Origin of the sequence: Modestobacter marinus (assembly GCF_011758655.1) — a bacterium.
Classification (GTDB): Bacteria; Actinomycetota; Actinomycetes; order Mycobacteriales; family Geodermatophilaceae; genus Modestobacter; species Modestobacter marinus.
In genome coordinates this window covers 2,186,742-2,210,501 of sequence record NZ_JAAMPA010000001.1, presented here as the reverse complement: position 1 = coordinate 2,210,501, position 23,760 = coordinate 2,186,742, and the positions used below count along the sequence as shown (strand labels likewise).

Below are 23,760 nucleotides of genomic sequence, written 5' to 3'. Positions count from 1 at the left end.
CATGACCACGGGTGCAGCCGGTGGGTCAGGCGGTGATGCGGTCCAGGAGGAGGGGCAGGGGCTCGTCGGCGGTGTCGACGCCGATCGCCCCCTCCAGGGCCTCCAGTGCACGCGGGATGCGGGCGGCGTCGTCGGTCTGCAGCTCGAGCAGCGGCTGGCCGGCGGTCACCTGCTCCCCCACACCCGCGGTCCAGGTGATCCCGGCCGCGGCGGACACCGGGTCCTCCTTGCGGGCCCGGCCGGCGCCCAGCCGCCAGGCCGCCACCCCGAGGGAGTACGCGTCCAGCCGCGTCAGCGTGCCGGTGGCCGGAGCGGTCACCACGTGCCGTTCGGCCGGCTGCGGCAGCGGGGCGTCGGGGTCGCCGCCCTGCGCGGCCACCATCCGGCGCCAGACGTCCATCGCCCGGCCGTCGGCCAGGACGTCGGCGGGGTCGACGTCGTCCCGGCCCACGCCGGCGAGCATCTCCCGGGCCAGGGCGAGGGTCAGCTCGACCACGTCGGCCGGCCCGCCGCCGGCCAGCACCTCCACCGACTCGGCGACCTCGACCGCGTTGCCCGCCGACCGGCCCAGCGGCCGGTCCATCGCCGTCACCAGGGCCACCGTGCGCACCCCGGCGGCCTCGCCCAGCCCGACCATCGTGCGGGCCAGGGTGCGGGCGTCGGCCGGGTCCCGCATGAACGCGCCGGACCCGGTCTTCACGTCGAGCACCAGCGCATCGGCGCCCTCGGCGATCTTCTTGCTCATGATCGAGCTGGCGATCAGCGGGATCGACTCGACGGTGCCGGTGACGTCCCGGAGGGCGTAGAGCACCTTGTCCGCCGGCGCGAGGTCCGAGCCCGCGGCGCAGATGACCGCGCCGACGTCCCGGAGCTGCGCCAGGTAGGCCTCCTCGCCGACGTCGGCCCGCCACCCGGGGACCGACTCCAGCTTGTCCAGCGTGCCGCCGGTGTGGCCGAGCCCGCGGCCGGACAGCTGCGGCACGGCCACCCCGCAGGCGGCGACCAGCGGGGCCAGCGGCAGCGTGATCTTGTCGCCGACGCCGCCGGTGGAGTGCTTGTCGGCGGTCGGGCAGCCCAGCGAGGAGAGGTCCTTGCGGACGCCGGAGTCGATCATCGCCTGGGTCCAGGCCGCGAGCTCGTCGGCGGACATGCCGCGGAAGAAGACCGCCATGAGCAGCGCGCTCATCTGCTCGTCGGGCACCACCCGGTCGGTGTAGGCGCCGACGACCCAGCGGATCTGCTCCGGGGTCAGCGGCCGGCCGTCACGCTTGGCCCGGATGACGTCGATGGCGTCGAACGGCTGCGTCACGCCGACCACCCCTGGCGTGCCGCGGCAGCCGTGAGGTCCTCGGGACCGAACGCGTCGGGCAGCACCTCGCGCATCGGCACGATCCCCAGCGACACCGTCTCGATCATCATCTCCGCTCCCCCGTGCTCCCAGAGCAGCTGCCGGCACCGGCCGCAGGGCATCAGCGGCTGCCCGTCCCCGCCCACGCAGGCCACCGCGACCAGCCGGCCACCGCCGGAGCGGGCCAGGTCGCTGACCATGCCGCACTCGGCGCACAGCCCGAGCCCGTAGGAGGCGTTCTCCACGTTGCAGCCGGTGACCACGCGCCCGTCGTCGACCAGGCCGGCGACCCCCACCGGGAACTGCGAGTAGGGGGCGTAGGCGTGGCGCATCGCCTCCCGGGCCGACCCGCGCAGGGCGTCCCAGTCGATCTCGGGCACTAGTGCTCTCCTCGTCGGTAGACCAGCCCGTCGGCCTTCGGCGGCCGTAGCCGTTGCGAGGCGAGCGACAGGACCAGCAGCGTGGTCAGGTGCGGGGTGAAGGAGACGATGCCGTCGGGCAGCTCCTCGATGGTCAGGAAGGCGGCCAGCGCGGCGGCGGCGAAGGCAGCCGCGATGACCGCCTGGGTCCACTTCCCGCGGACGGCCTGCCAGACGGCGACCGCGGCCAGCAGGAACGCCACCAGCAGCAGCAGGGCCACGACCGCGGTCTGGCTGCGCAGCTGCAGCGCGTCGGCGAAGCCGAACAGCCCGGCGCCGGCGGCGAGGCCACCCGGACGCCAGTTGCCGAAGATCAGCGCGGCCAGGCCGATGAAGCCGCGGCCGTTGGTCTGTCCCTCGCGGTAGATGTTCGCGATGAAGACCAGGAAGACGCCGCCCAGGCCGGCCAGCGTGCCGGAGATGACCACGGCGATGTACTTGAGCCGGTAGACCGGGACGCCGAGGGAGTCCGCGGCCGCCGGGTTCTCCCCGCAGGAGCGCAGCCGCAGGCCGAAGGCCGTCCGCCAGAGCAGCAGGTAGGCCGCCGGGACCATCAGCACGGCCAGCACGGTGAGCACGCCGACGCCGCTGCTCACCCCGCGGAGCAGCCCGGCGAGGTCGCTGACCAGGAACCAGTGCCGGGACTCCAGGTCACCGAGCAGGTCGGGCCCGGAAGAGAGCACCGGCAGCGAGAAGCTCGGTGGCCGGCTGGACAGCGCGGGTGACTGGGTGACGCCGCCGCCCGCGGCGTTGTCGGTGTAGAGCAGCTCGGAGAGGAAGCGGACGACGCCGGCGGCGAGGATGTTGATCGCCACGCCGGACACGACGTGGTCGACGCCGAAGGTGACGGTGGCGACCGCGTGCAGCAGGCCACCGAGTGCCCCGAAGAGCGCGCCGCCGACCAGTGCACCGACCCAGCCCCACTGGTAGCCGGCCCAGCCGGCGCCCCAGGTGCCCAGGATCATCATGCCCTCGAGGCCGATGTTGACCACGCCGGCGCGCTCGGCGAACAGGCCGCCGAGGGCGACCAGCAGGAGCGGTACGGCGAGCAGCAGGGCGGCGCCGAAGGTGGAGGACGACGTCAGCGCCTGCTGACCGGAGATCACCCGGACGGCGGAGAACAGCACCAGCAACCCGACCAGCAGCCAGGTCACCCGGCGCGCCCGGCCACCACCGAGGAACAGCTCGGTCACCGGGCCGCGGCCGGGACCGGCGGTGGGTACGGCGGTCGCGGTGCTCATGCCCCTGCTCCCTGACGGCTGTCGGTGCGGCCGGGCTCACCGGACGCGTTGCGGACCCCGACACCGGTGCCGGTGCCGGTCGTGGGGCCGACGTCCGGTGGCGGCCCGTCGCCGGGCCCCTGCCCGCCGCCGGTGCTGCCGTCACCGGAGGTGGGCGGTGCGACGGCGTTGCCGCGCTCGGCCTGCTGCCGGGTCACCCGGCGGGCGATCTCGTTGGCGATGACGACGGCGAGCACGATCGTGCCCTGGATGATCGTGACGACCGAGGCCGGGATGTCGGCGAACTGGAGCGGGATCGCGGCCCGGTCCAGGAAGGCGAACAGCAGCGCCCCGAAGGCGATCCCCAGGGGGGAGTTGCGGCCCAGCAGCGCCACGGCGATGCCCAGGAAGCCCAGGCCGGCGGTGAACTCGGTGTTGTAGTCGTGCGCGTCGCCGAGCAGTTCGGGCAGGCCGATCAGCCCGGCGATGGCACCGGAGATGAGCATCGCCTTGAGCACCATGCCGCGGGCGTCGACCCCGCTGGCGGTGGCCGCGGACGCCGACATGCCGGTGGCCCGCAGGTCGAAGCCGAACCGGGTGCGCTTGATCAGCACGGCCACGGCGATGCCGACCACCAGGGCCACGACCAGGAAGCCGTAGAGCTCCGAGCGCGGTTCGGCCAGGCCCAGCCCGGTGAGCACGCCGTTGAGGCCGGGGAACCAGCCGGACTCGGGGATCTCGCTGGTGGTGATGATCGAGGCGCCCTCCGGGGAGCCCCGCAGCGGCCCGGTGAGCAGGTAGGACGCCAGCCCCAGGGCGATGAAGTTGAGCATGATCGAGCTGATCACCTCGCTCACGCCCCGGGTCACCTTCAGCACCGCGACGATGCCGGCCCAGAAGGCCCCGACCGCCATCGCGACGACGATGATGAACAGCAGGTGCAGGGGCCCGGGCAGGGCGACCGCCGCGCCGGCGCCGGCGGCGAGCACCGTGGCGATCCGGTACTGGCCCTCCACGCCGATGTTGAACAGCCCCATCCGGAAGGCCACCGAGACGGCCAGCCCGGCCAGGAAGAGCGGCACCGCCCGGTTGAGCACGAGGACGATCGCCTGGGTCTGCTGGGCGGGCGAGTCGCCGAAGTCGAACATGACGCCGACCGCGGTGGCCGGGTTCTGGCCGATCAGCACGATGACGGCGGCGGAGAGGGCGAGCGCCACGACCAGCGCGATGGCCGGGGCCATCAGCGACAGGCCCAGCCGGCGGAGGGCGGTCACGCCGCACCCACCGCGTCGTCGCCGCGGACCGCGCCGGTCATGTGCCCACCGAGTTCCTCCGGGGTGACCCGGCGGGGGTCCAGGGTCGCGACCAGCGCCCCGCGGAGCATGACGTGCAACGTGTCGGACAAGCTGATCAGCTCGTCCAGGTCGGCCGAGACCAGCAGGATCCCCATCCCCTCCGCGCGGGCGTCCTTGAGCAGTTCCCAGATCACCGACTGGGCGCCGACGTCGACACCGCGGGTCGGGTGGGCGGCGACCAGCAGCCGTGGGTGGGCGCTCATCTCCCGCCCGACGATGAGCTTCTGCTGGTTGCCCCCGGACAGCGCCACCGCCGCGGTGTCCGGCCCGGGTGCCCGGACGTCGTACTCGGCCATGATGCGGGCGGTGTCCGCGCGGGCAGCCCGCCGGTCGATGAACGCACCCTTCACCGCCGGTGGCCGGGTCTGGTGCCCGAGGATCCGGTTCTCCCACAGCGGCGCGTCCAGCAGCATCCCCTGGCGGTGCCGGTCCTCGGGGATGAAGCCGATGCCGCCCTCGCGTCGTCGGCGGGTGCTCCAGTGCGCGATGTCCTCGTCGCCGAGCCAGAGCTCACCGGCGGCCAGCGGCCGCAGCCCCATGATCGCGTCGACGAGCTCCGCCTGGCCGTTGCCCTCGACGCCGGCGATGCCGACGACCTCGCCCTCCCGGACGGAGAGGGTCACGTCGTCGACCACCGACCGGCCGCCGGCGACGGCGGCGACGGTGACGCCGCGCATCCGGAGCACGGGGGTCTCCCGCACCGTGGACTCGCGGACGGCCGCGGCGGGCAGCTCGGCACCGACCATCATCTCGGCCAGCTCCTTGGCCGTCGTCGTCCGCGGGTCGGCGGTGCCCACGGTCGTACCCCGGCGGATGACGGTGATCGAGTCGGCCACCTTGCGCACCTCGTCGAGCTTGTGGGAGATGAAGATGACGGTGAGGCCCTCGCGCTTGAGCTCGGCGAGGTTGCCGAACAGCTCGTCGACCTCCTGCGGGACCAGGACGGCGGTCGGCTCGTCGAGGATCAGGGTGGTGGCACCCCGGTAGAGGACCTTGGCGATCTCCACCCGCTGCCGGTCACCGACGCCGAGGTCCTCGACCAGGGTGTCGGGGTCCAGGCCCAGCGCGTAGCTGTCGGAGATCTCCTGGATCCGGCGGCGGGCCGCGCCGCGGTCGAGCCGGCCGCCCTTGGTCGGCTCGCTGCCGAGCACGACGTTCTCCAGCACGGTGAAGTTGTCGGCCAGCATGAAGTGCTGGTGGACCATCCCGATGCCCGCGGCGATCGCGTCCGCCGGGCTCCGGAAGGTCACCGGCTCCCCGTCGAGCAGGATCTGCCCCTCGTCGGGGCGGTGCATGCCATACAGGGTCTTCATCAGCGTCGACTTGCCGGCGCCGTTCTCCCCCACGATGGCGTGCACCTCACCGCGCCGGACGCGCAGCTCGATGTCCTTGTTGGCCACGACGCCGGGGAAGCGCTTGGTGATGCCGCGCAGCTCGACCGCCAGTGGTGCCGACTCGTTCAACGGGATCTCCATGGTGGGCGCGGGACCGGGGCTGGTGACCGGAGGTCTTCCGGCCAGGAGCGCGTCGGACGACGTCCGGTCCGACGCGGAGACGGTACACACGGAAAACGGCGGGCTCGGGAGCGTGTACCGCCCCCGAGCCCGCCGCGTCCGTGTCGCTCAGGACGAGCGCGTCACGGGATCGCCGGGACCTCGATCTCGCCGTCGATGATCTGCTGCTTGAACTCGTCGATCTGGGCCTGGATGTCGTCGATCTGCCCGCCGGACGTGGACAGGCCCACGCCGTCGGTGGACAGGTCGTTGACGATGTCCGTGCCACCCTCGACGGCGTCCTCGGAGTAGTCGGTGATGAAGGACTCGACCGCGTTGTCGACCCGCTTCAGCATCGAGGTCATGATCACCGCCTGCAGCGCCGGGTCACCGACCGTCTCGTACTGGTCGGAGTCGACCCCGATGGCCCGGCCACCGGAGGCGGCCGCCGCCTCGAAGACGCCCTGACCGGAGCCGCCCGCCGCGTGGTAGACGATGTCGGCGCCGGCGTCGAACATGCCCTGGGCGACGATCTGCCCGCGGGCCGGGTCACCGAAGCCGGAGAAGTCACCGGCCGGGGAGATGTACTGGGTGTCGATGATGATGTCCGGCTTCACCGCCTGGGCCCCCGCCACGTAGCCCGCCTCGAACTTCTGGATCAGCGGGTTCTCCACGCCGCCGACGAAGCCGATGTGGCCCGTCTCGGACTTGAGCGCGGCAGCCGCGCCGGCGAGGAAGGAACCCTCCTCCTCGGCGAAGAGCAGACCGGTCAGGTTGTCGGCACCCAGCTCGGTCACCGACGAGTCGACGACGGCGAACGTGGTCTCGGGGTACTCGGCGGCGATGTCGCCGATGATCTCGCCGTAGGCGAAGCCGACCCCGATGACCGGGTCGTAGCCCTGCTCGGCCAGCTGGGTGAGCAGCTCGGCGCGGTCGGAGCCGTCGTCGTTGGGCGAGAGCTCCTGCACCTCGCCGCCGAGCTCCTCGATCGCGGCCTCGACGCCGGCGTAGGCCGAGTCGTTGAACGACTTGTCGCCGCGACCGCCGGTGTCGTAGGCGAGCCCGACCATCAGCTCCTCGCCGGCGGCGCTGCCGCCGTCACCGGAACCGCTGCCGGAACCGGCGTCGGTCTCGTCGCTGGCGCAGGCCGCCAGGGCCATGCTGCCGGCCAGCAGCAGTGCTGCGGCCTTCATCCCACGCACTCGGCGCAAGACGGTCTCCTCTCTCAGAGGGCTCCGCCGACCAGCGGTCGGCCGGGCCCCGGTGCGGTGTGTTCCAGGCCTGCTCCGCCGGCCGGCTCACGCGTACGAGGCGGTGCTCGGGCGTACGAGGCGGTCCAGCGGCGACGTGCGCACGCTAACCGCGGCTCGGCCACCGGAGACCCCCGGGCGAACGGATAGAGACCCGATCGTTGCCAACGGGCAACACCCGGCACACACGACGGGGCCGTCCGGGGCACACCGTCGGCCCACCGTCTCCCCGGTCGCGGGGCCCCCGCGGGTTAACGTCGGGCATGCGCCGACCCCTGCTGCTGCGCCGGCTGGTCGCCGGGCTGGTGGTGGCCGGGGTGCTGCTGACCCCGGCCGGCCCGGCCCTGGCCGAGAGCCCCCGGCCGACCGTCGACCCGTCGGCGCCGACCCCCACCGCCCCGCACCCGGACGGGCCGCCGCAGGGCAGCGCGCCGGACGGCAGCACGGTCGGCGGCGAGCGGCTGGACACCCGCGGCGTGGTGACCGCGGCCGGTGCCCCACCGCTCCCCGAGGGCATCGACGCGCACGGCTGGCTGGTCGCCGACGCCGGCACCGGCGCGGTGCTGGGGGCCCGCGACCCGCACGGCCGCTACTACCCGGCCAGCACGCTCAAGGCGCTGACGCTGCTCACCCTGGCGCCGGTCCTGGACCCCGCCCTGGTCGTCGAGGGCACCGTCGAGGACGAGGCGGTCGAGGGCAGCCGGGTGGGCCTGGTGCGCGGCGGTCAGTACCCCGTCGACCTGCTCTTCCGCGCGCTGGTCATGCAGTCGGGCAACGACGTGGCCAACGCCCTCGCCCGCGCCGCCGGCGGGGTGGGCCCGACCCTCGCCGCGATGAACGAGACCGCCGCGCAGCTGGGCGCCTACGACACCGTGGCCGGCACCCCCTCCGGGCTCGACGTCGCCGGGCAGTCCTCCTCGCCCTACGACCTGGCGCTGGTCCTGCGCCAGCTGGTCACCGACCCCTACAGCCTGGACGTGCTGCAGACCCGCACGGCGCAGATGCCGACCGTCGGCGCCTACGAGGGCTACCAGATCCAGAACCAGAACACCCTGCTGAGCAGCTACCCGGGCACGCTCGCCGGGAAGACCGGGTTCACCGACGCGGCCCGGCACACCTTCGTGGTGGCCGCCGAGCGCGACGGCCGGCGCCTCGTGGTCAGCGTCATGCAGGCCGAACGCCGCCCGGTGCACGAGCTCGAGCAGGCCCGGCGGCTGCTGGACTGGGGCTTCGCCGTCCCCGCCGGTGCCGAGGCCGTCGGCCGGCTGGTGGAGCCCGGCGAGGTCGCCGCGCAGCTGGCGGCCGCGGAGACCGCCGAGCAGATGGCGGCGGAGAAGACGGCGGCGCAGGCGGCCGCCCCCGCCGTGACCGCGGCCGCCCCGGACAGCCCGGTGGCAGCTGCCGGCTCCACCACGGACACGGCCCCCCTCGTGCCCGCCGGGCTGGCGGCCGGCGCGCTGGTCATCGTGGCGGCCACGGTCCTCGGCCGGCGCCGGGCGGTGCGCCGGGTGGCACCGCACGAGCCCTCCCCCGGTCCCCCCGGCGGCCGGTGAGCCGGGGCAGCAGCCGGCCGGCAGCCACCCCGGCGAGCGCACCGGCGCCGAGCAGGGCGAGGGCGAGCCGGCCCGGCGCCGGACCCGCCGCCCGCTCGTCGACCCGGGCCACCTCCGGCAGCGGCGTCGGCGCCGGCGGCCCGTCCGGGACGGGGGCCTGCGCCTGCTCGATGGCCGGCAGCGTCGCCGTCCAGCACGCGGTGAAGAACCAGAACCGGCACACCACGTTGATCCACACGATCAGGCCGACGAGGCCGCCGAACGTCGAGGCGGTCACGTTGCCCCCGATGACCGCCAGGTACAGGCTGCCGACCAGCTTCAGCGCCTCGAAGCCCACCGCGCCGAAGAGCGCGCCGGGCAGCACCTGCCGGTAGCCGAACGGGGTGCCCGGCACCCCCTTGAGCAGCCACAGGAACAGCAGGGTGGACCCGGCCACCGCCAGCACGATCGGCAGCGCACGGCTGAGCAGGAAGAAGCCGGGCACCTCGTCGACCTCGGTGAGCCCGAGCAGCTGGTCGGCGACGCTCGTCGCGCCGGCGGTGAGCGCGATGCTGAGGGTGCCCGCGACGCCGAGCCCGAACAGCGAGACGAGGTCCCTGGCCCGGTCGGCCAGGAACTCCGGCGGGTCGGCCCGGCCCCGCCAGACGATGTCCATGCCGATGCGCAGCTTGTCCATCGCGGCCAGCCCGATGAACACCACGCCGAGCAGGCCGAGCAGGCCGAACGTGGTGGCGCTCTCCACGGCCGTGGTGACGGTCTCGGCCAGGCTGTCCCCCGTCTCCCCGGGCACGGCGTCCCGGAGCGCGTCGAGGAGCTCGTCCTGCAGCAACGGGTCACCGCGCAGGACGAGACCGGCCACCGCGACGAGCAGCAGGGTCACCGGCGCCAGGGCGAGGAAGACGTAGTACGTCACCCCCGAGGCCATCAGGGTGGCGTGCACCCGGAGGTAGCGAGCGCCGGCGCGGACCAGGTGGTCCAGCCAGGGCCAGGCGGCGCGCCGGCGCCGCAGCAGACCCTTCGCCGCCCCGGCTGCACGGCTGACGGGGCTGGTCACCGGAGTCAGTGTGGGTGGTGCCCGGCCACCCCGCGCGACGGCGGCTGGGACCGCCCGCAGCCGCTGGTCAGTGCGGCGGGCCGGAGAGCGGGTACTCGGAGGAGACGGCCCACGCCCCGCCGGGCAGCTGCTCGAACTCGGTGAAGCCGTCGACCCGGAACTCCGCCTGCACGTCGGCCAGGCCGGCGTAGGCCATGTCCAGCATGTCGGCGGGCACGTCGTGGGCCACGGTGACGTGCGGGTGGTACGGGAAGTTCAACTGGCGGGCCAGCGGCCCGGTCCGGACGTCGTTCGCGATCAGCTCGCAGTCGGCGATGCCCCGCGCGACCGCGACGAAGACCACCTCGGAGATCGGGCGGAAGGTGCCCGTGCCCGACAGGTGCATGTCGAACGGCGGGTGCTGGGTGGCCACCCGGGACAGGTGCTCGGTGATCGCCGGCCGCATCGCGATCGGCACCTCGGTCGGCGGCAGCAGCGTCACGTGCGGGGGCACGAGGGTGGCCTGCGGGTCACCGCACTTGCCCCGCCACTCGACCAGCAGCTGCGCCCAGGGCTCGGGGACCGACACCACGACGCCGAGGACGACGGTGTCCGGCGACGACTCCGCGCCGGCGTCGAACCGGTGCACGAAGGTGTCGTCGGCGCGGAGCGGCCGGTCCGTCACGTCGGTGCCCCGACGGCGGGCAGGAAGCCGACCCGCTCGTACACCGTCGCCAGGGTGGGAGCCGCGACGGCACGGGCCCGGGCCGCCCCGGCGGCGAGCATGCGCTCGAGCTCGGCGGGGTCGGCCAGCAGCTCGGCGGTGCGCTGCTGGACGGGGGCCAGGGCGTCGGCCACGACCTCGGCGACCTCCTTCTTCAGGTCCCCGTAGCCGCGGCCGGCGAAGTGCTCCTCCAGCTGGGCGACGCCCTGCCCGGAGAGCGCCGAGTGGATGGCCAGCAGGTTGGTCACCCCGGGCTTGCCCACCGGGTCGGCGACGACCTCCCGGCCGGTGTCGGTGACCGCCGAGCGGATCTTCTTCGCCGTCACCTTCGGGTCGTCCAGCAGGTTGACGCACCCGGCCGGCGGGAGGCTCTTGCTCATCTTCTTGTCCGGCGACTGGAGGTCCAGCACCTTGGCCGCCCCCGGCGGCACGTAGGTCTCGGGGACGGTGAACGTGTCGCCGTACCGGCCGTTGAACCGGGTGGCCAGGTCGCGGGTGAGCTCCAGGTGCTGGCGCTGGTCCTCGCCCACCGGCACCCGGGCGGCCTGGTAGAGCAGGATGTCGGCGGCCTGGAGCACCGGGTAGGTGAACAGCCCCACCGACGTCGTCCCGGCGCCCTCGCGGGAGCTCTTGTCCTTGAACTGGGTCATCCGGCTGGCCTCACCGAACCCGGTCAGGCACTGGAGCACCCAGGCCAGCTGCGCGTGCTCGGGGACGTGGCTCTGCACGAACAGCGTGCTGCGGTCCGGGTCGACACCGAGCGCGATCGTCTGCGCGGCAGACACCAGCGTGCGTCGGCGGAGCACGGCCGGATCGGGTTGCTCCGCGGTGATCGCGTGCAGGTCCACGACGCAGTAGAAGGCGTCGTGGTCCTCCTGCAGGGCGACCCACTGCCGCAGCGCACCCAGGAAGTTGCCGAGGTGGAAGGAGTCCGCCGTCGGCTGGATGCCGGACAGCACGCGGGGAGCAGGCACGCCCTCCATCGAACCACGCGCCCCAGCCGGGCTCGCTCAGGCTCCGGCAGCACCCGCCGGAGCGCTGGTCAGGACGTCGTCCAGCGCGCCGAGGAAGACGTCGTCCTCCTCGGGGGTGCCCACCGTCACCCGGATCCCCTCGCCGGCGAACGGCCGGGTGATCACCGCGCGGGCCTCCAGGGCGGCGGCGACCTCGGCGGCCCGCTCCCCCAGCGGCAGCCAGACGAAGTTGGCCTGGCTGTCGGCCACCGGCAGGCCGCGCTCCCGCAGGGCGCCGGTGAGCCGGTCCCGCTCGGCGACGACGGCGGCGCAGCGCTCCCGCACCTCGTCCTCGCTCGCCAGTGCTGCGACCGCCGCGGCCTGGGCGAGGGAGGAGACGCTGAACGGCACGTGCGTGCGCCGGACGGCGTCGGCCACCGCCGGGTCCTCGGCGAGCAGGTAGCCGACCCGCAGGCCGGCCAGCCCCCACGCCTTGGAGAACGTGCGCAGCACCGCGACGTTGGGCCGCCCGCGCATCAGCTCGACCCCGTCGGGGACGTCGGGGTCGGTGACGAACTCCCGGTAGGCCTCGTCCAGCACGACCGGCGTCTCCGCCGGGACGGCGTCCAGGAAGCGCTCCAGCTCCGGGCGCCGCACCGCCGTCCCGGTGGGGTTGTTCGGGTTGCAGACGAAGACCAGCCGGGTCGTGTCGTCGATCGCCGCGGCCAGCCCCTCGAGGTCGTGGGTGTCCGCGGCGCCGCCGGGGGTGCCCGGGACGAGCGGCACCTGCTGGGCCCGGGCGCCGGCCACCTGGGCGAGCAGCGGGTACATCTCGAAGGAGCGCCAGGCGAAGGCGATGCTCGTGCCCGGGTCATTGTAGGCCTGGGCCAGCTGCTGGCAGACGGTGACCGCGCCGCAGCCGGTGGCCACCTGCGCCGGCTCGACGCCGTACCGCTCGGCCAGCGCCCGGGTGAGGACGACGGCGCCGTTGTCCGGGTACCGGTTGGTCTCCCCCGCGGTCGCGGCGATCGCCTGGACGACGGCCGGCAGCGGCGGGAAGGCGACCTCGTTGCTGGCCAGCTTCACGGCGCGGTCGACGCCGATCTCGCGGGCCAGGTCGGCGGGGTTGCGGCCGGGTCGGTAGACCGGCATGGCGGCCACGGCAGGGCGGGCGCTGACCACGGGCTCCTCCTCCTCGGTCGGACCGGAGGTCGTCCGGGCCACTCACTAGGGTTGGCGGCATGCGCGTACTCGTCACCGGTGGGGCCGGCTACATCGGCAGCGTAGTCACGGCCGCGTTGCTCGAGGGCGGCCACGAGGTGACGGTGCTCGACGACCTGTCGACCGGCCACGAGGACGCCGTCCCGGCCGGCGCCCGGTTCGTCCGGGCCTCGCTGCACGACTCGGCCCCGGTGCTGGCCGACGTGCGGCCCGAGGCGGTGCTGCACTTCGCGGCCAAGAGCCTGGTCGCGCAGAGCCAGGAGGCCCCCGAGCTCTACTGGGAGAACAACGTCGGCGGCTCCCTGGCCCTGCTGGAGGCGATGCGCGCGGTCGACTGCCGGCGGATCGTCTTCTCCTCGACCGCGGCCACCTACGGTGAGCCGGACCAGGTGCCGATCCCCGAGGACGCCCCGACCCGGCCGACCAACACCTACGGCGCGAGCAAGCTGGCCGTGGACGCCATGCTCACCTCCTACGCCGTGGCCCACTCCTTCGCCGCGGTGAGCCTGCGGTACTTCAACGTCGGCGGCGCCGCGTACGGCGTCGGTGAGCGGCACGCCACCGAGACCCACCTCATCCCCATCGCGCTGCAGGTCGCCGCCGGCAGCCGCGAGGCGCTCACCGTCTTCGGCACCGACTACCCGACCCCCGACGGCACCTGCATCCGCGACTACGTCCACGTGACGGACCTCGCCGCGGCCCACCTGCTGGCGCTGCCCGCCCCGGCCCCAGGTGAGCACCGCATCTACAACCTGGGCAGCGGCACCGGCTTCTCGGTGCAGGAGATGGTCGACGCGGTCCGCGAGGTCACCGGGCACGAGCTGCCGGTCGTCGTCGGCGACCGCCGGCCCGGCGACCCGGCGCGGCTGGTGGCCAGCTCCGCCCGGATCCGGGACGAGCTGGGCTGGGCACCGGAGCACACCGACCTGCGCGAGATCGTCACCGACGCCTGGGCCTTCGCGCAGTCGCGCCGCGACTGAGCCCCTCCCTCAGCCGGCCGCGGACTCCGCCTCGGCGTCGCTGCCGTCGCCCTGCTGCGGTGCGGCGCTGACGCTGATCCGGGAGATCCGGCGTCCGTCGAGCTCCAGCACCGTGAGGGTGCGCTCCTCGACCGTCACGGTGTCCCCGAGCACCGGCAGGCGCCCCAGCTCGGCCAGCACGTACCCGGCGACCGTCTCGTACGGGCCCTCGGGGAGCCGCAGCCCCGTCGCGCCCGCGAAGTCGTCGAGGTTGAGCAGCCCGTCGACCTCGTGCGGCCCCTCGGCCGGCTCCTCGGAGTCGGGCGTGACGTCCTCGTCGTACTCGTCGTAGATGTCCCCGATGACCTCCTCGATGAGGTCCTCCAGGGTGACGATGCCGTCGGTGCCGCCGTACTCGTCGACCACGATCGCGAAGTGCCGGTTCTCCTTGCGCATCCCGGACAACGCGGTCAGGACGCCGGCGGTGCCCGGGAGCTGCTTCACCTCTCGGGCCAGGTCGCCGACGGTCGCCGCCCGCCCGGCCGGGTGGGTGGGGAGGAACAGGTCGCGCACGTGCACGAAGCCCACGACGTCGTCCTCGTTGCGGCCCACGACCGGGTACCGCGACCAGCTGGACTCCGCGACCTGCTTGGCCGCGCGGCTGGCGGTCATGCTGGCCTCCAGGAAGTGCACCTCGGTGCGCGGGGTCATCACCTCACGCACCTCGCGGTCGCCGGCCCGGAAGACCTCGTCGATCAGCCGGCGCTCGTCGCTGGACAGCGACTCGTGGGCGGCGACCAGGTCGCGCAGCTCCTCCTGGCTGATCGACTCACCGCTGACCCGCGGGTCGCCACCGAGCAGGCGGACCAGCAGGTCGGTGGAGCGCGACAGCAGCCAGATGATCGGCCGGAACAGCTTCGCGATGGCGTTGAGCGGGGCCGCGACCACCAGCGCGAAGCCCTCGGCCCGCTGCAGCGCCAGCCGCTTGGGGGTCAGCTCACCGACGACCAGCGACAGGTAGCTGATCGCGATGGTGACGGCGACGAAGGACAGCGGGTCGGCCAGGCTGCGGGACAGCCCCAGCCCGTCGACGCCCCAGTCGGCCAGCGGCGCGGAGAGCGTGCTGGCACCGAAGGCCGCCGAGAAGAACCCGGCCAGGGTGACCCCGACCTGGACGGCGGCGAGGAACTGGTTGGGGTTGCTGACCAGCTTGTTGAGGGCCTGCCCGCGCCGGCCGGTTTCGGCGAGCGCCCGCACCTGGGACTCGCGGAGGGAGACCAGCGCGATCTCGGCGCCGGCGAAGGCCCCGCCGACCAGCACGAAGGCGAAGACCATGATGATGTTGAGCCAGACGTCGCTCACGAGCGGCGTGCTCCTCCAGAGGTGGGGGTGTGCCGGGGACACCCGGAGCCGCCCACGGTAGTGGCTGGGCGACGACAGGATCCCGGCCTCCCCGCCGGAGCCACCCCGGCGGCGGCTCCGGCCGGTGACTCTCTGCATGCGGTTACCCTCGCCTGGGTGACTGGTCGGGCTCGCCGGGGTGACGACGCCGTGCTGCACCGCCGCACCCGGCGCGCACGGTCGCTGCGGGCGCTCCTGCTGCTCGTCGCCGTCGTCGCCGCGGTGGCGCTGGGCGCGGTGCTGAGCGGCCGCACCCTGCCCGGCCTGGACGACGCGGCCAGCACCGCCGTCGTCGAGCCGGGGGTGGTCGCCGGGCCGTCGGCCGCCGGGACCACCCCGACGTCCGGCGCCGTCCCCACCCCGGCGACCACGGGCGCCGGTGAGCCGGCTGCGCAGCCCCCGTCCGCCGTCCCGCCGGGGATGACGACGCCCGACCCGACGGTCGTTGCCCAAGTGCCCGTCCCGCCGCCGGTCGTCGCGCCGTCGCCGAGCACCGCGGCGTCGTCGGCGCGACCCGCTTCTGCCCCGGCACCTGCTCCGGCTCCCGCACCGGCACCGGCACCCGCACCCGCACCCGCACCCGCTCCGGCTCCTGCGCCGGCACCGGCACCGGCAGCGGCGGTCGCCCCCGCGGCGTCCGGGTCCGAGGGGCAGGTGCTGGCCCTGGTCAACACCGAGCGGGCCACGGCCGGCTGCGCCCCGGTCAGCGCGGACGCCGGACTGGCGACGGTGGCCCGGGCGCACAGCGCCGACATGCGCGACCGCGGCTACTTCTCGCACGTCACGCCCGAGGGTCTCGACCCCTTCGCCCGCGCCCGCGCCGCCGGGTTCGGCCACGCACGGGCGGAGAACATCGCGTCCGGGCAGCCGGACGCGGCTGCGGTGATGGCCGCCTGGATGGCCAGCCCGGGGCACCGGCAGAACATCCTTGACTGCGACCTGCGCACGCTGGGCGTCGGTGTCGCCACCGGGGCCGGCGGCCCGTGGTGGACCCAGCTCTTCGGCGTCTGAGCCTCCGCCGTCCTGCCGAGGACGGGCTGGTGGCTGCCTCGACCACCGGGAGGCAGCCACCAGCCCGGGGTGATCACTGCAGCGCCGCGCGCAGCCGAGCGATCAGCAGCTCCGGGGCGCGCAGGTCGGCCGCGGTGATGACCAGGACGCGCCACCCGGCGGCCGCCAGTGCGCTGAGCCGCTGCCGGTCGCGCACGAACTGCCCGGGGCCGTCGTGCCAGACCCCGTCGTACTCCAGCGCCACCCGGCGCTCTGGCCAGCCGAAGTCGACGCGGGCCAGGAAGCGCCCACCGCTGCGCACCTCGTGCTGCGCCACCGGCACGGGGAGCCCATGAGCCGCGAGCAGCAGCCGCACCCTGGTCTCCTGTGGCGACTCCGCCCGCCCGTCCGCGGCCGCAGCAGCCCGGCGGGCCCGCGCCGAGCCGCGGCAGGTGGGCAGGGCGCCCACCGCCGCCCGGACCTGAGCGAGGTCCACGACCCGCGCGTGCACGAGCTGGTCGAGGAGGACGACCGCCTCCTCCGCCGGCGCGAACCGGGCCATGTCGACCGCCGTGCGCAGGCCGGTCGTCCAGCGGAGGAAGGACCCCTGGGCGAGCACGTCCCCCTGGAGCCGTGCGGTGCGGACGACGATGCCCGGCTCGGGGTCCCACCGGGTGCCCGGCGGTACCACCACCTCCACCGGATCGGCCGGCCCGGCCACCTCGGGCACCCCGAGGAGGTCGGCGGCGCTCCGCCCACCCAGGGCAGCGCCCCGAGGCATCCGCAGCGCTGCGCCGCGGGCGTGCAGCCGATGGGTGTCTGCCGCGGTGGCGTCGGCGTAGACGTCCTCGCGCAACCGGCGCCAGGCCGAGCTCCGCAGCTGTGCACGGGTCAGCAGCCCGCTGCCGATCGCCCAGGTGCCCCGGAAGACCCGCCCGCGGAGCACAGCGGGGCGGTACGGCGGGATCGGCACCGGGGCAGCCTGCCGCGACCGACCCACCCGGCGCGGGCGTCGTCCACAGGGACGGTGATCACCTCGGGCTGCTGGCTGTCTCCACCCGATCGAGCCAGCCACCACCCCGATCTCGGCACCACCCTCGGACGCAGAACGGCCCCCGCGACCGGTGGTCGCGGGGGCCGTTCCTGCTACAGCTGCTGCGTCAGGCCGTCGCTACGACTGCTGTCGTCAGGCCGCTGCTACGACGGCTGTCGTCAGGCCGTCGCTACGACTGCTGTCGTCAGGCCATGGCCTTCTGCAGGTTGGTGTCGATCGCCGCCAGGAAGTCCTGGGTGGTCAGCCACGGGCTGTCCTTGGAGATCAGCAGCGCGAGGTCCTTGGTCATCTGACCGCCCTCGACGGTCTCGATGCAGACCCGCTCGAGGGTCTCGGCGAACCGGGTGACCTCGGGGGTGCCGTCGAGCACGCCGCGGTGGGCCAGGCCCCGGGTCCAGGCGAAGATCGACGCGATCGGGTTCGTCGAGGTCTCCTTGCCCTGCTGGTGCTGGCGGTAGTGCCGGGTGACCGTGCCGTGCGCGGCCTCGGCCTCGACGGTCTTGCCGTCCGGGGTGGCCAGCACCGAGGTCATCAGGCCGAGCGAGCCGAAGCCCTGGGCCACGGTGTCGGACTGCACGTCACCGTCGTAGTTCTTGCACGCCCAGACGTAGCCGCCCTCCCACTTGAGGGACGCCGCGACCATGTCGTCGATGAGCCGGTGCTCGTAGGTGATCCCGGCCGCGTCGAACTCCTCCTTGAACTCGGCCTGGAAGACCTCCTCGAAGATGTCCTTGAACCGGCCGTCGTAGGCCTTGAGGATCGTGTTCTTCGTGGAGAGGTAGACCGGGTAGCCACGGTTGAGCCCGTAGTTCAGCGAGGCGCGGGCGAAGTCGCGGATCGAGTCGTCGAGGTTGTACATCGACAGCGAGACACCGGCGCCGGGGGCCTGGAAGACCTCGCGCTCGATCGGCTCGCCGCCGTCCTCGGGGGTGAAGACGACCTTCAGGGTGCCCGCGGAGGGGAACGTGAAGTCGGTGGCCCGGTACTGGTCGCCGTAGGCGTGGCGGCCGATGATGATCGGCTTGGTCCAGCCCGGCACCAGGCGCGGGACGTTCTGCATGATGATCGGCTCGCGGAAGATGACGCCGCCGAGGATGTTGCGGATCGTCCCGTTCGGGGAGCGCCACATCTTCTTCAGGCCGAACTCCTCGACCCGCGCCTCGTCCGGGGTGATGGTGGCGCACTTGACGCCCACGCCGTGCTGCTTGATGGCGTTGGCGGCGTCGACGGTGACCTGGTCGTCGGTCGCGTCGCGGTTCTCCATGCCCAGGTCGTAGTACTCGAGGTCGACGTCCAGGTACGGGAGGATCAGCTGGTCCTTGATGAACTGCCAGATGATCCGGGTCATCTCGTCGCCGTCGAGCTCGACGACCTTGCCCTTGACCTTGATCTTGTCCACGGTGTCTCTCCTTTTACGCTCATGGCCCCGCTGCAGGGCCCCGCCGCGGCGTGCGAGCGGTGGGGGGCAGTGGGGTCCTTCTTCAGAGGTCGGCTACGTCAGCCTGCTTGGCGCGTACCGCTTCGGCGGCCTCGCGCAGACCGGCCAGCTCACTGTCGGACAGGTCGCCCTCGACGACCTTCCGCACTCCTCCTCGGCCGATCTCGGCCTCGACCCCCAGGTAGACCCCGGAGATCCCGTACTCACCGTCGACCCAGGCGCACACCGGCATCACGGCGCCGCTGTCCTCGATCACGGCGCGGGCCATCCGGGCGGCCGCGGCGGAGGGCGCGTAGTAGGCGGAGCCGGTCTTGAGCAGCGCCACGACCTCCGCCCCGCCGTTGCGGGTGCGGTCGACCAGGTGCGCGATGCGGTCGGCGGGCAGCACGTCGGACAGCGGCTTGCCGTCGACGGTGCAGCGCGAGGGCACCGGGACCATCGTGTCGCCGTGCGACCCGAGGGTCAGCGTGCGCACGGAGGCGACGGGTACGCCGAGCTCCTCGGCGACGTTGTTGCTGAAGCGCGCGGTGTCCAGCATCCCGGCCTGGCCCATGACCCGGGCCTTCGGGAAGCCGGTGGCCAGCTGCGCCAGGGCGGTCATCTCGTCCAGCGGGTTGGAGACCACGATGACGACGGCGTCCGGGGAGGTCTGCGCGACGTTCTCGGCCACGGAGCGGACGATGCCGGCGTTGGTTTCGATGAGGTCCATCCGGCTCATCCCGGGCTTGCGCGGCAGCCCCGCGGTGATGACCACGACGTCGGAGCCCTCGGTGCCCTCGTACGAGCCGCCGCCGACCCCCACGACCCGGGTCTCGAACCCCTCGATCGGGCGCGACTGGTTGATGTCCAGCGCCAGCCCCTCGGGCTTGCCCTCCACGATGTCGGTGAGCACGACCGTCTCGAACAGGTCGTACTCCGCCAGCCGCAACGCGGTGGTCGAGCCGTAGAAACCGGCGCCGACCACGGTGACCTTGCCGTTCCGGGCCCGCTCTGCCATGCCCGCCAACCTAGCCCCGAGCGGCGTCGTCCGGCCATGCGGGGGCCGCTCCGGGCCGGTCAGGACGGCGGGATGCTCAGTGCCATCGCCACCAGCGCCACGCCGGCGGTCCCCGTCAGGGCGACGTCGACGCGCAGGCTGCGGACGGCGAGGAAGCCGGTGCGGCGCAACGGGAGCAGCAGCCGCAGCGCGGCGGCGGTCACCAGGGCGAGCCCCATCACGACCAGCCCCTGGCGCCACCGGTCGCCGGCGACGAGCAGCATGCCCACCCCGGCGACGACGATCACCAGCAGCAGCGGCCACTGCCGGAGGAAGCCGGCCAGCAGCGGTCGGCGCAGGTAGAGCGGCGGCCGGTCGGTCGCCGGCCCGCCGGCGCGCGGGCTCATGCCGTCAGCACCTCGAGCCCGGCCGCCTGCTCGGCGGCGAGGACGACGTTGGCCAGCAGCATCGCCCGGGTCATCGGCCCGACGCCGCCGGGGTTGGGGGCCACGAAGCCGGCGACCTCGCGCACGTCGGCGGCGACGTCACCGGCGATCTTGCCGTCGACCCGGCTGACGCCGACGTCGAGCACGGCCGCCCCGGGCTTGACCATGTCGCCGGTGATCAGCCCCGGCACGCCGGCCGCCGCGACGACGACGTCGGCCGCCCGGGTGTGGGCGGCCAGGTCCCGGGTGCCGGTGTGGCAGAGCGTCACGGTGGCGTTCTCGGTGCGCCGGGTGAGCAGCAGGCCCAGCGGCCGGCCGACGGTGATGCCGCGGCCGACCACGACCACCTCCGCACCGGCCAGCGGGACGTCGAAGCGGCGGAGCAGCTCCACGATCCCGACCGGCGTGCAGGGCAGCGCCCCGGGGACGTTGAGCACGAGCCGGCCGAGGTTCACCGGGTGGAGGCCGTCGGCGTCCTTCGCCGGGTCGATCCGCTCGAGGACGACGCTCTCGTCGATGCCGCGCGGCAGGGGCAGCTGCACGATGTAGCCGGTGCAGGCCGGGTCGGCGTTGAGCTCGTCGACGACGGCGAGCACCTCGGCGAGGTCGGCGGTGGCCGGCAGCTCCCGCTGGATGCTGGCGATGCCGACCTGGGCGCAGTCGGAGTGCTTGGCGCCGACGTACCAGCGGCTGCCCGGGTCGTCACCGACCAGCAGGGTGCCCAGGCCCGGGCGTCGTCCGGCGGCGGCCAGGGCGGCCACCCGCTCGGTCAGCTCCGCCCGGATCGTCGCCGCGGTCGCCTTGCCGTCGAGAGTCGTCGCTGCCACGTGCCCAGTCTGCCCGACGCGGCCCGGCGTGACCGGCCACCGGACCGGTCGCCCGGGTGGCGACGCACCGGCCGGCCGCACGGCTCAGTCGGCCACCGGGGTCAGTCGGCCACCACGGCGCCGTGGGCGCGGGCGAACAGCACTGCCTGCACCAGGTCCAGCCGCGCCCCGGTGGGGTCGAACCCCCGCCAGTCGACGCCGTCGGTCTCGGCCCCGCGCAGGTCTGCCCCGCGCAGCACGGTGGACTGCAGCCGCGCCCGCCGGAGGTCGGCCCGGCTCAGGTCGGCGCCGGAGAGGTCGGCGTCGGTGAGGTCGGCCTCGGCCAGCCGCTGCCCGGCCAGGTCGACGCCGGACAGGTCGACGCCGCGCAGCGACACGTAGGACCAGTCGGACTCCTCCGAGGTCATCGGCCGCAGCGTGGCGCCGGGGAACTGCGAACCGGTCAGCTTGCAGCCGGTCCAGGTGACGCCGGACAGCTTCGCCCGGTCGAACCGGCAGGAGAGGAACGCCGTCCCCTCGTGCCGGGAGCCCGACAGCGCGGCACCGGTGAGGACGCAGCGCTCGAAGACGCACCGGGTGGTGACCAGCTCGGCCATGGCGGCGTCGTCGAACCGGCAGTCGACGAACGTGACCCGCTCCAGCCGGGCCCAGTCCCACTCGACCCGGGCCAGGTCCTCCCCTTCCCAGACGGTGTCCGGCGCCGGCGGCTGCGGCCCCGTGCAGGGGCCCGGCACGAGCTTGCGAGTGGTGGGGGGCACGGGGTCCTTCCTCAGTGGGCGAAGTGGCGGGTGCCGGTGAGGTACAGCGTCACCCCGGCGGCGGCCGCGGCGGCGATGACCTCCTCGTCCCGCACCGACCCGCCCGGCTGCACCACGGCCCGCACCCCGGCGTCCAGCAGCACCTGCAACCCGTCGGCGAAGGGGAAGAACGCGTCGGAGGCGGCGACCGAGCCGGTCGCCCGCTCCCCGGCCCGGGCCACCGCCAGCCGGGCGGAGTCCACCCGGTTGACCTGGCCCATGCCGACGCCGACGGTGGCCTTGTCGGCGGCGAGCAGGATGGCGTTGCTCTTCACCGCACGCACCGCCCGCCAGGCGAACACCAGGTCGTCCAGCCCGGCGGCGTCCAGCGGGGCACCTGCGGCCAGCGTCCAGCTGGTCGGGTCGTCGCCCGGGGCGTCGATCCGGTCGGCGGTCTGCAGCAGCAGCCCGCCGCTGATGGCACGCAGCTCCACCGACAGCCGGGGGGCCTCCGGCATGCGCAGCAGCCGGATGTTCTTCTTCGCGGTCAGCACGCCGAGCGCGTCGTCGGTGAACGACGGGGCGACGACGACCTCGGTGAAGACCTCGGAGATCTGCTCGGCCAGGGTCAGGTCGACCTCGCGGTTGGCCGCGATCACACCACCGAAGGCCGAGACCGGGTCGCAGGCGTGCGCCTTGCGGTGGGCGGCGGCGATGTCGGCGCCGACGGCGATGCCGCAGGGGTTGGCGTGCTTGATGATCGCCACGCACGGGTCGGCGTGGTCGTGCGCGGCCCGCCAGGCGGCGTCGGTGTCGACGTAGTTGTTGTAGGACATCTGCTTGCCGTGCAGCTGCTCGGCGTCGGCCAGGCCCGACTGCCCGCTGCGGTACAGCGCCGCGCCCTGGTGCGGGTTCTCGCCGTAGCGCAGGACGTCGGTGCGCTCCCAGCTCCCACCGACCCACTCCGGGAAGCCGCTGGCGTCGTCCGGGGCGAGCACGTTGCCCATCCAGGAGGCGACGGCGACGTCGTAGGCGGCGGTGTGCCGGAACGCCTCGGCCGCCAGCTCCCGGCGCTGGGCGAGGGTGAAGCCGCCGGCGGCGACCGCCTCGACCACCTCGTCGTAGCGGCCCGGGTCGACGACGACGGCGACGGAGGGGTGGTTCTTCGCCGCGGCGCGCACCATCGCCGGGCCGCCGATGTCGATCTGCTCGATGCACTCGTCGGGCGAGGCACCGGAGGCCACCGTGTCGCTGAACGGGTAGAGGTTCACCACGACCAGGTCGAAGGCGGCGATGCCCAGCTCGTCGAGCTGGGCGACGTGCTCGGGGCGGCGCCGGTCGGCGAGGATGCCGGCGTGCACCGCCGGGTGCAGCGTCTTGACCCGGCCGTCGAGGGTCTCGGGGAAGCCGGTGACCTGCTCGACCGGGGTGACCGGCAGTCCGGCGGCGGCGATCCGGGCGGCGGTGGCGCCGGTGCTGACCAGCTCCACCCCGGCGTTGACCAGCCCGCGGGCCAGCTCCTCGACGCCGTTCTTGTCGTAGACCCCGAGCAGGGCGCGGCGGACGGGGGTGCGGTCGCTCATCGGGGTTCTCCTGAGGTCGGTGCGTCGGTGGCGGGCAGTCCGGCGGCCTGGACCACGAGGCCGGCCAGGGTCTGCACCAGGAGCTCCCGCTCCACGTCCTTGATCCGTTCGTGCAGGCGCTGCTCGTCGTCGCCGGGCAGCACCGGCACCGGCCGCTGGGCCAGCACCGGGCCGGTGTCCACGCCGGCGTCGACGAGGTGGACGGTCGCGCCGGTCGTGGGGACGCCGGCGGCCAGGGCGTCCCGCACGGCGTGGGCGCCGGGGAAGGCCGGCAGCAGCGCGGGGTGGGTGTTGACCACCCGGCCACCGAACGCACCGAGGACGGCGGGGCCCAGCAGCTTCATGAAGCCGGCGCAGACGACCCAGTCGGGCCGGTGGCGGGCCAGCTCGGCGGCCAGCGCCGCGTCCCAGCTGGCCCGGTCGGGGGCGTCGCGCAGCGCGGTCACGAAGGTGGGGACGCCGGCGTCGCGCGCGTGCGCCAGCCCGGGGGCATCGGCGCGGTCGGAGCCGACGGCGACGACCTCGGCGGGGTAGCCGGGCGTGGCGGTGGCGGCCAGCAGTGCGGCACACAGCGTGCCGGCCCCGGACAGCAGGACCAAGACGCGGGGCCGAGGTGTGTCGGGCGCGACGGCGGGCACGTCTGCCAACCCTAGCGGCCGCCCCGGAGCAGGCAGCGCGGCCGGCTCCGACCTCGCGCCGCTCAGCGGGCGCGGCTCCCCGGTACTGCCGACGGGTCCGTCACCAGCCGACCGGTCAGGTGTTGCTCGACACGGCGTCGTC

Annotated in this window: 22 protein-coding genes; 3 read left to right on the top strand and 19 right to left on the bottom strand. The window is 74.2% G+C overall.

Annotation, left to right across the window (positions count from 1 at the left end; translation table 11 throughout):
- Positions 1–25 precede the first annotated feature (25 nt).
- The 6 genes from FB380_RS10545 to FB380_RS10520 form a co-directional block, all read right to left on the bottom strand.
- Positions 26–1,309 (bottom strand): thymidine phosphorylase, encoded by a 1,284-nt coding sequence (locus FB380_RS10545; RefSeq protein WP_166755006.1) that lies wholly within the window; start codon positions 1,307–1,309, stop codon positions 26–28.
- Entirely contained in the window at positions 1,306–1,728 is a 423-nt protein-coding gene (locus FB380_RS10540) for a cytidine deaminase (protein WP_166755005.1), read from the bottom strand. The genes FB380_RS10545 and FB380_RS10540 overlap by 4 nt, the downstream gene beginning before the upstream one ends.
- Entirely contained in the window at positions 1,728–3,008 is a 1,281-nt protein-coding gene (locus FB380_RS10535) for an ABC transporter permease (RefSeq protein WP_166755004.1), read from the bottom strand. The genes FB380_RS10540 and FB380_RS10535 overlap by 1 nt, the downstream gene beginning before the upstream one ends.
- Complete coding sequence (locus FB380_RS10530) at positions 3,005–4,261, bottom strand: ABC transporter permease (protein WP_188959612.1); 1,257 nt, start codon at positions 4,259–4,261, stop codon at positions 3,005–3,007. Before FB380_RS10530 ends, FB380_RS10535 begins: the two co-directional genes overlap by 4 nt.
- The gene (locus FB380_RS10525) at positions 4,258–5,817 is read right to left on the bottom strand and encodes an ABC transporter ATP-binding protein (protein ID WP_166755003.1); all 1,560 of its coding nucleotides are present in this window, start codon (positions 5,815–5,817) and stop codon (positions 4,258–4,260) included. The genes FB380_RS10530 and FB380_RS10525 overlap by 4 nt, the downstream gene beginning before the upstream one ends.
- 161 nt (positions 5,818–5,978) lie before the next feature.
- Positions 5,979–7,037, bottom strand: a complete 1,059-nt coding sequence (locus FB380_RS10520; protein ID WP_229682148.1) for a BMP family lipoprotein — start codon at positions 7,035–7,037, stop codon at positions 5,979–5,981.
- Between the two features lie 311 nt (positions 7,038–7,348).
- On the opposite strand from FB380_RS10520, the gene FB380_RS10515 reads away from it, so the two are divergent.
- The gene (locus tag FB380_RS10515; protein WP_166755002.1) at positions 7,349–8,638 is read left to right on the top strand and encodes a D-alanyl-D-alanine carboxypeptidase family protein; all 1,290 of its coding nucleotides are present in this window, start codon (positions 7,349–7,351) and stop codon (positions 8,636–8,638) included.
- On the opposite strand, the gene FB380_RS10510 is transcribed toward FB380_RS10515, so the two are convergent.
- The 4 genes from FB380_RS10510 to hisC all read right to left on the bottom strand — a co-directional run bounded on the left by FB380_RS10510 (position 8,547) and on the right by hisC (position 12,530).
- Positions 8,547–9,692, bottom strand: a complete 1,146-nt coding sequence (locus tag FB380_RS10510) for a YihY/virulence factor BrkB family protein (protein ID WP_166755001.1) — start codon at positions 9,690–9,692, stop codon at positions 8,547–8,549. The genes FB380_RS10515 and FB380_RS10510 overlap by 92 nt on opposite strands.
- 67 nt (positions 9,693–9,759) lie before the next feature.
- Positions 9,760–10,356 (bottom strand): 2'-5' RNA ligase family protein, encoded by a 597-nt coding sequence (locus FB380_RS10505; RefSeq protein ID WP_166755000.1) that lies wholly within the window; start codon positions 10,354–10,356, stop codon positions 9,760–9,762.
- Positions 10,353–11,378 carry a tryptophan--tRNA ligase gene (gene trpS / locus FB380_RS10500; protein ID WP_166754999.1) on the bottom strand — a complete coding sequence of 342 codons (1,026 nt, stop codon included), beginning with the start codon at positions 11,376–11,378 and terminating at the stop codon, positions 10,353–10,355. The genes FB380_RS10505 and trpS overlap by 4 nt, the downstream gene beginning before the upstream one ends.
- A gap of 27 nt (positions 11,379–11,405) precedes the next feature.
- A complete protein-coding gene (gene hisC, locus FB380_RS10495) occupies positions 11,406–12,530 on the bottom strand; it encodes a histidinol-phosphate transaminase (protein WP_166754998.1) in 1,125 nt (374 codons plus the stop codon).
- A gap of 59 nt (positions 12,531–12,589) precedes the next feature.
- On the opposite strand from hisC, the gene galE reads away from it, so the two are divergent.
- Positions 12,590–13,549: a UDP-glucose 4-epimerase GalE gene (gene galE / locus FB380_RS10490; protein ID WP_166754997.1), complete on the top strand. Its 960-nt coding sequence runs from the start codon at positions 12,590–12,592 to the stop codon at positions 13,547–13,549.
- 9 nt (positions 13,550–13,558) lie between these two features.
- Here the strand turns inward: galE and FB380_RS10485 are convergent, their stop codons facing one another.
- Positions 13,559–14,890 carry a hemolysin family protein gene (locus FB380_RS10485; protein ID WP_166754996.1) on the bottom strand — a complete coding sequence of 444 codons (1,332 nt, stop codon included), beginning with the start codon at positions 14,888–14,890 and terminating at the stop codon, positions 13,559–13,561.
- A 156-nt stretch (positions 14,891–15,046) separates the two neighbouring features.
- Between FB380_RS10485 and FB380_RS25455 the strand changes: the two genes are divergently transcribed.
- Positions 15,047–15,940, top strand: coding sequence for a CAP domain-containing protein (locus tag FB380_RS25455; RefSeq protein WP_268237749.1), 894 nt, complete (start codon positions 15,047–15,049; stop codon positions 15,938–15,940).
- Positions 15,941–16,013: 73 nt separating this feature from the next.
- Here the strand turns inward: FB380_RS25455 and FB380_RS10475 are convergent, their stop codons facing one another.
- The 8 genes from FB380_RS10475 to purN form a co-directional block, all read right to left on the bottom strand.
- A complete protein-coding gene (locus tag FB380_RS10475) occupies positions 16,014–16,892 on the bottom strand; it encodes an endonuclease domain-containing protein (RefSeq protein ID WP_166754995.1) in 879 nt (292 codons plus the stop codon).
- 265 nt (positions 16,893–17,157) lie between these two features.
- On the bottom strand, positions 17,158–18,372 hold the full coding sequence (locus FB380_RS10470; RefSeq protein WP_166754994.1) for an NADP-dependent isocitrate dehydrogenase: 1,215 nt from the start codon (positions 18,370–18,372) through the stop codon (positions 17,158–17,160).
- 82 nt (positions 18,373–18,454) lie between these two features.
- A complete protein-coding gene (gene mdh / locus FB380_RS10465; RefSeq protein WP_166754993.1) occupies positions 18,455–19,408 on the bottom strand; it encodes a malate dehydrogenase in 954 nt (317 codons plus the stop codon).
- 59 nt (positions 19,409–19,467) lie between these two features.
- A complete protein-coding gene (locus tag FB380_RS10460; RefSeq protein ID WP_166754992.1) occupies positions 19,468–19,794 on the bottom strand; it encodes a DUF3017 domain-containing protein in 327 nt (108 codons plus the stop codon).
- Positions 19,791–20,660 (bottom strand): bifunctional methylenetetrahydrofolate dehydrogenase/methenyltetrahydrofolate cyclohydrolase, encoded by an 870-nt coding sequence (locus FB380_RS10455; RefSeq protein ID WP_166754991.1) that lies wholly within the window; start codon positions 20,658–20,660, stop codon positions 19,791–19,793. The genes FB380_RS10460 and FB380_RS10455 overlap by 4 nt, the downstream gene beginning before the upstream one ends.
- 101 nt (positions 20,661–20,761) lie before the next feature.
- Complete coding sequence (locus tag FB380_RS10450; protein WP_229682133.1) at positions 20,762–21,418, bottom strand: pentapeptide repeat-containing protein; 657 nt, start codon at positions 21,416–21,418, stop codon at positions 20,762–20,764.
- Between the two features lie 11 nt (positions 21,419–21,429).
- Positions 21,430–22,980: a bifunctional phosphoribosylaminoimidazolecarboxamide formyltransferase/IMP cyclohydrolase gene (gene purH / locus FB380_RS10445; RefSeq protein WP_166754990.1), complete on the bottom strand. Its 1,551-nt coding sequence runs from the start codon at positions 22,978–22,980 to the stop codon at positions 21,430–21,432.
- A complete protein-coding gene (gene purN / locus FB380_RS10440; protein ID WP_229682134.1) occupies positions 22,977–23,618 on the bottom strand; it encodes a phosphoribosylglycinamide formyltransferase in 642 nt (213 codons plus the stop codon). The genes purH and purN overlap by 4 nt, the downstream gene beginning before the upstream one ends.
- Positions 23,619–23,760: the final 142 nt, after the last annotated feature.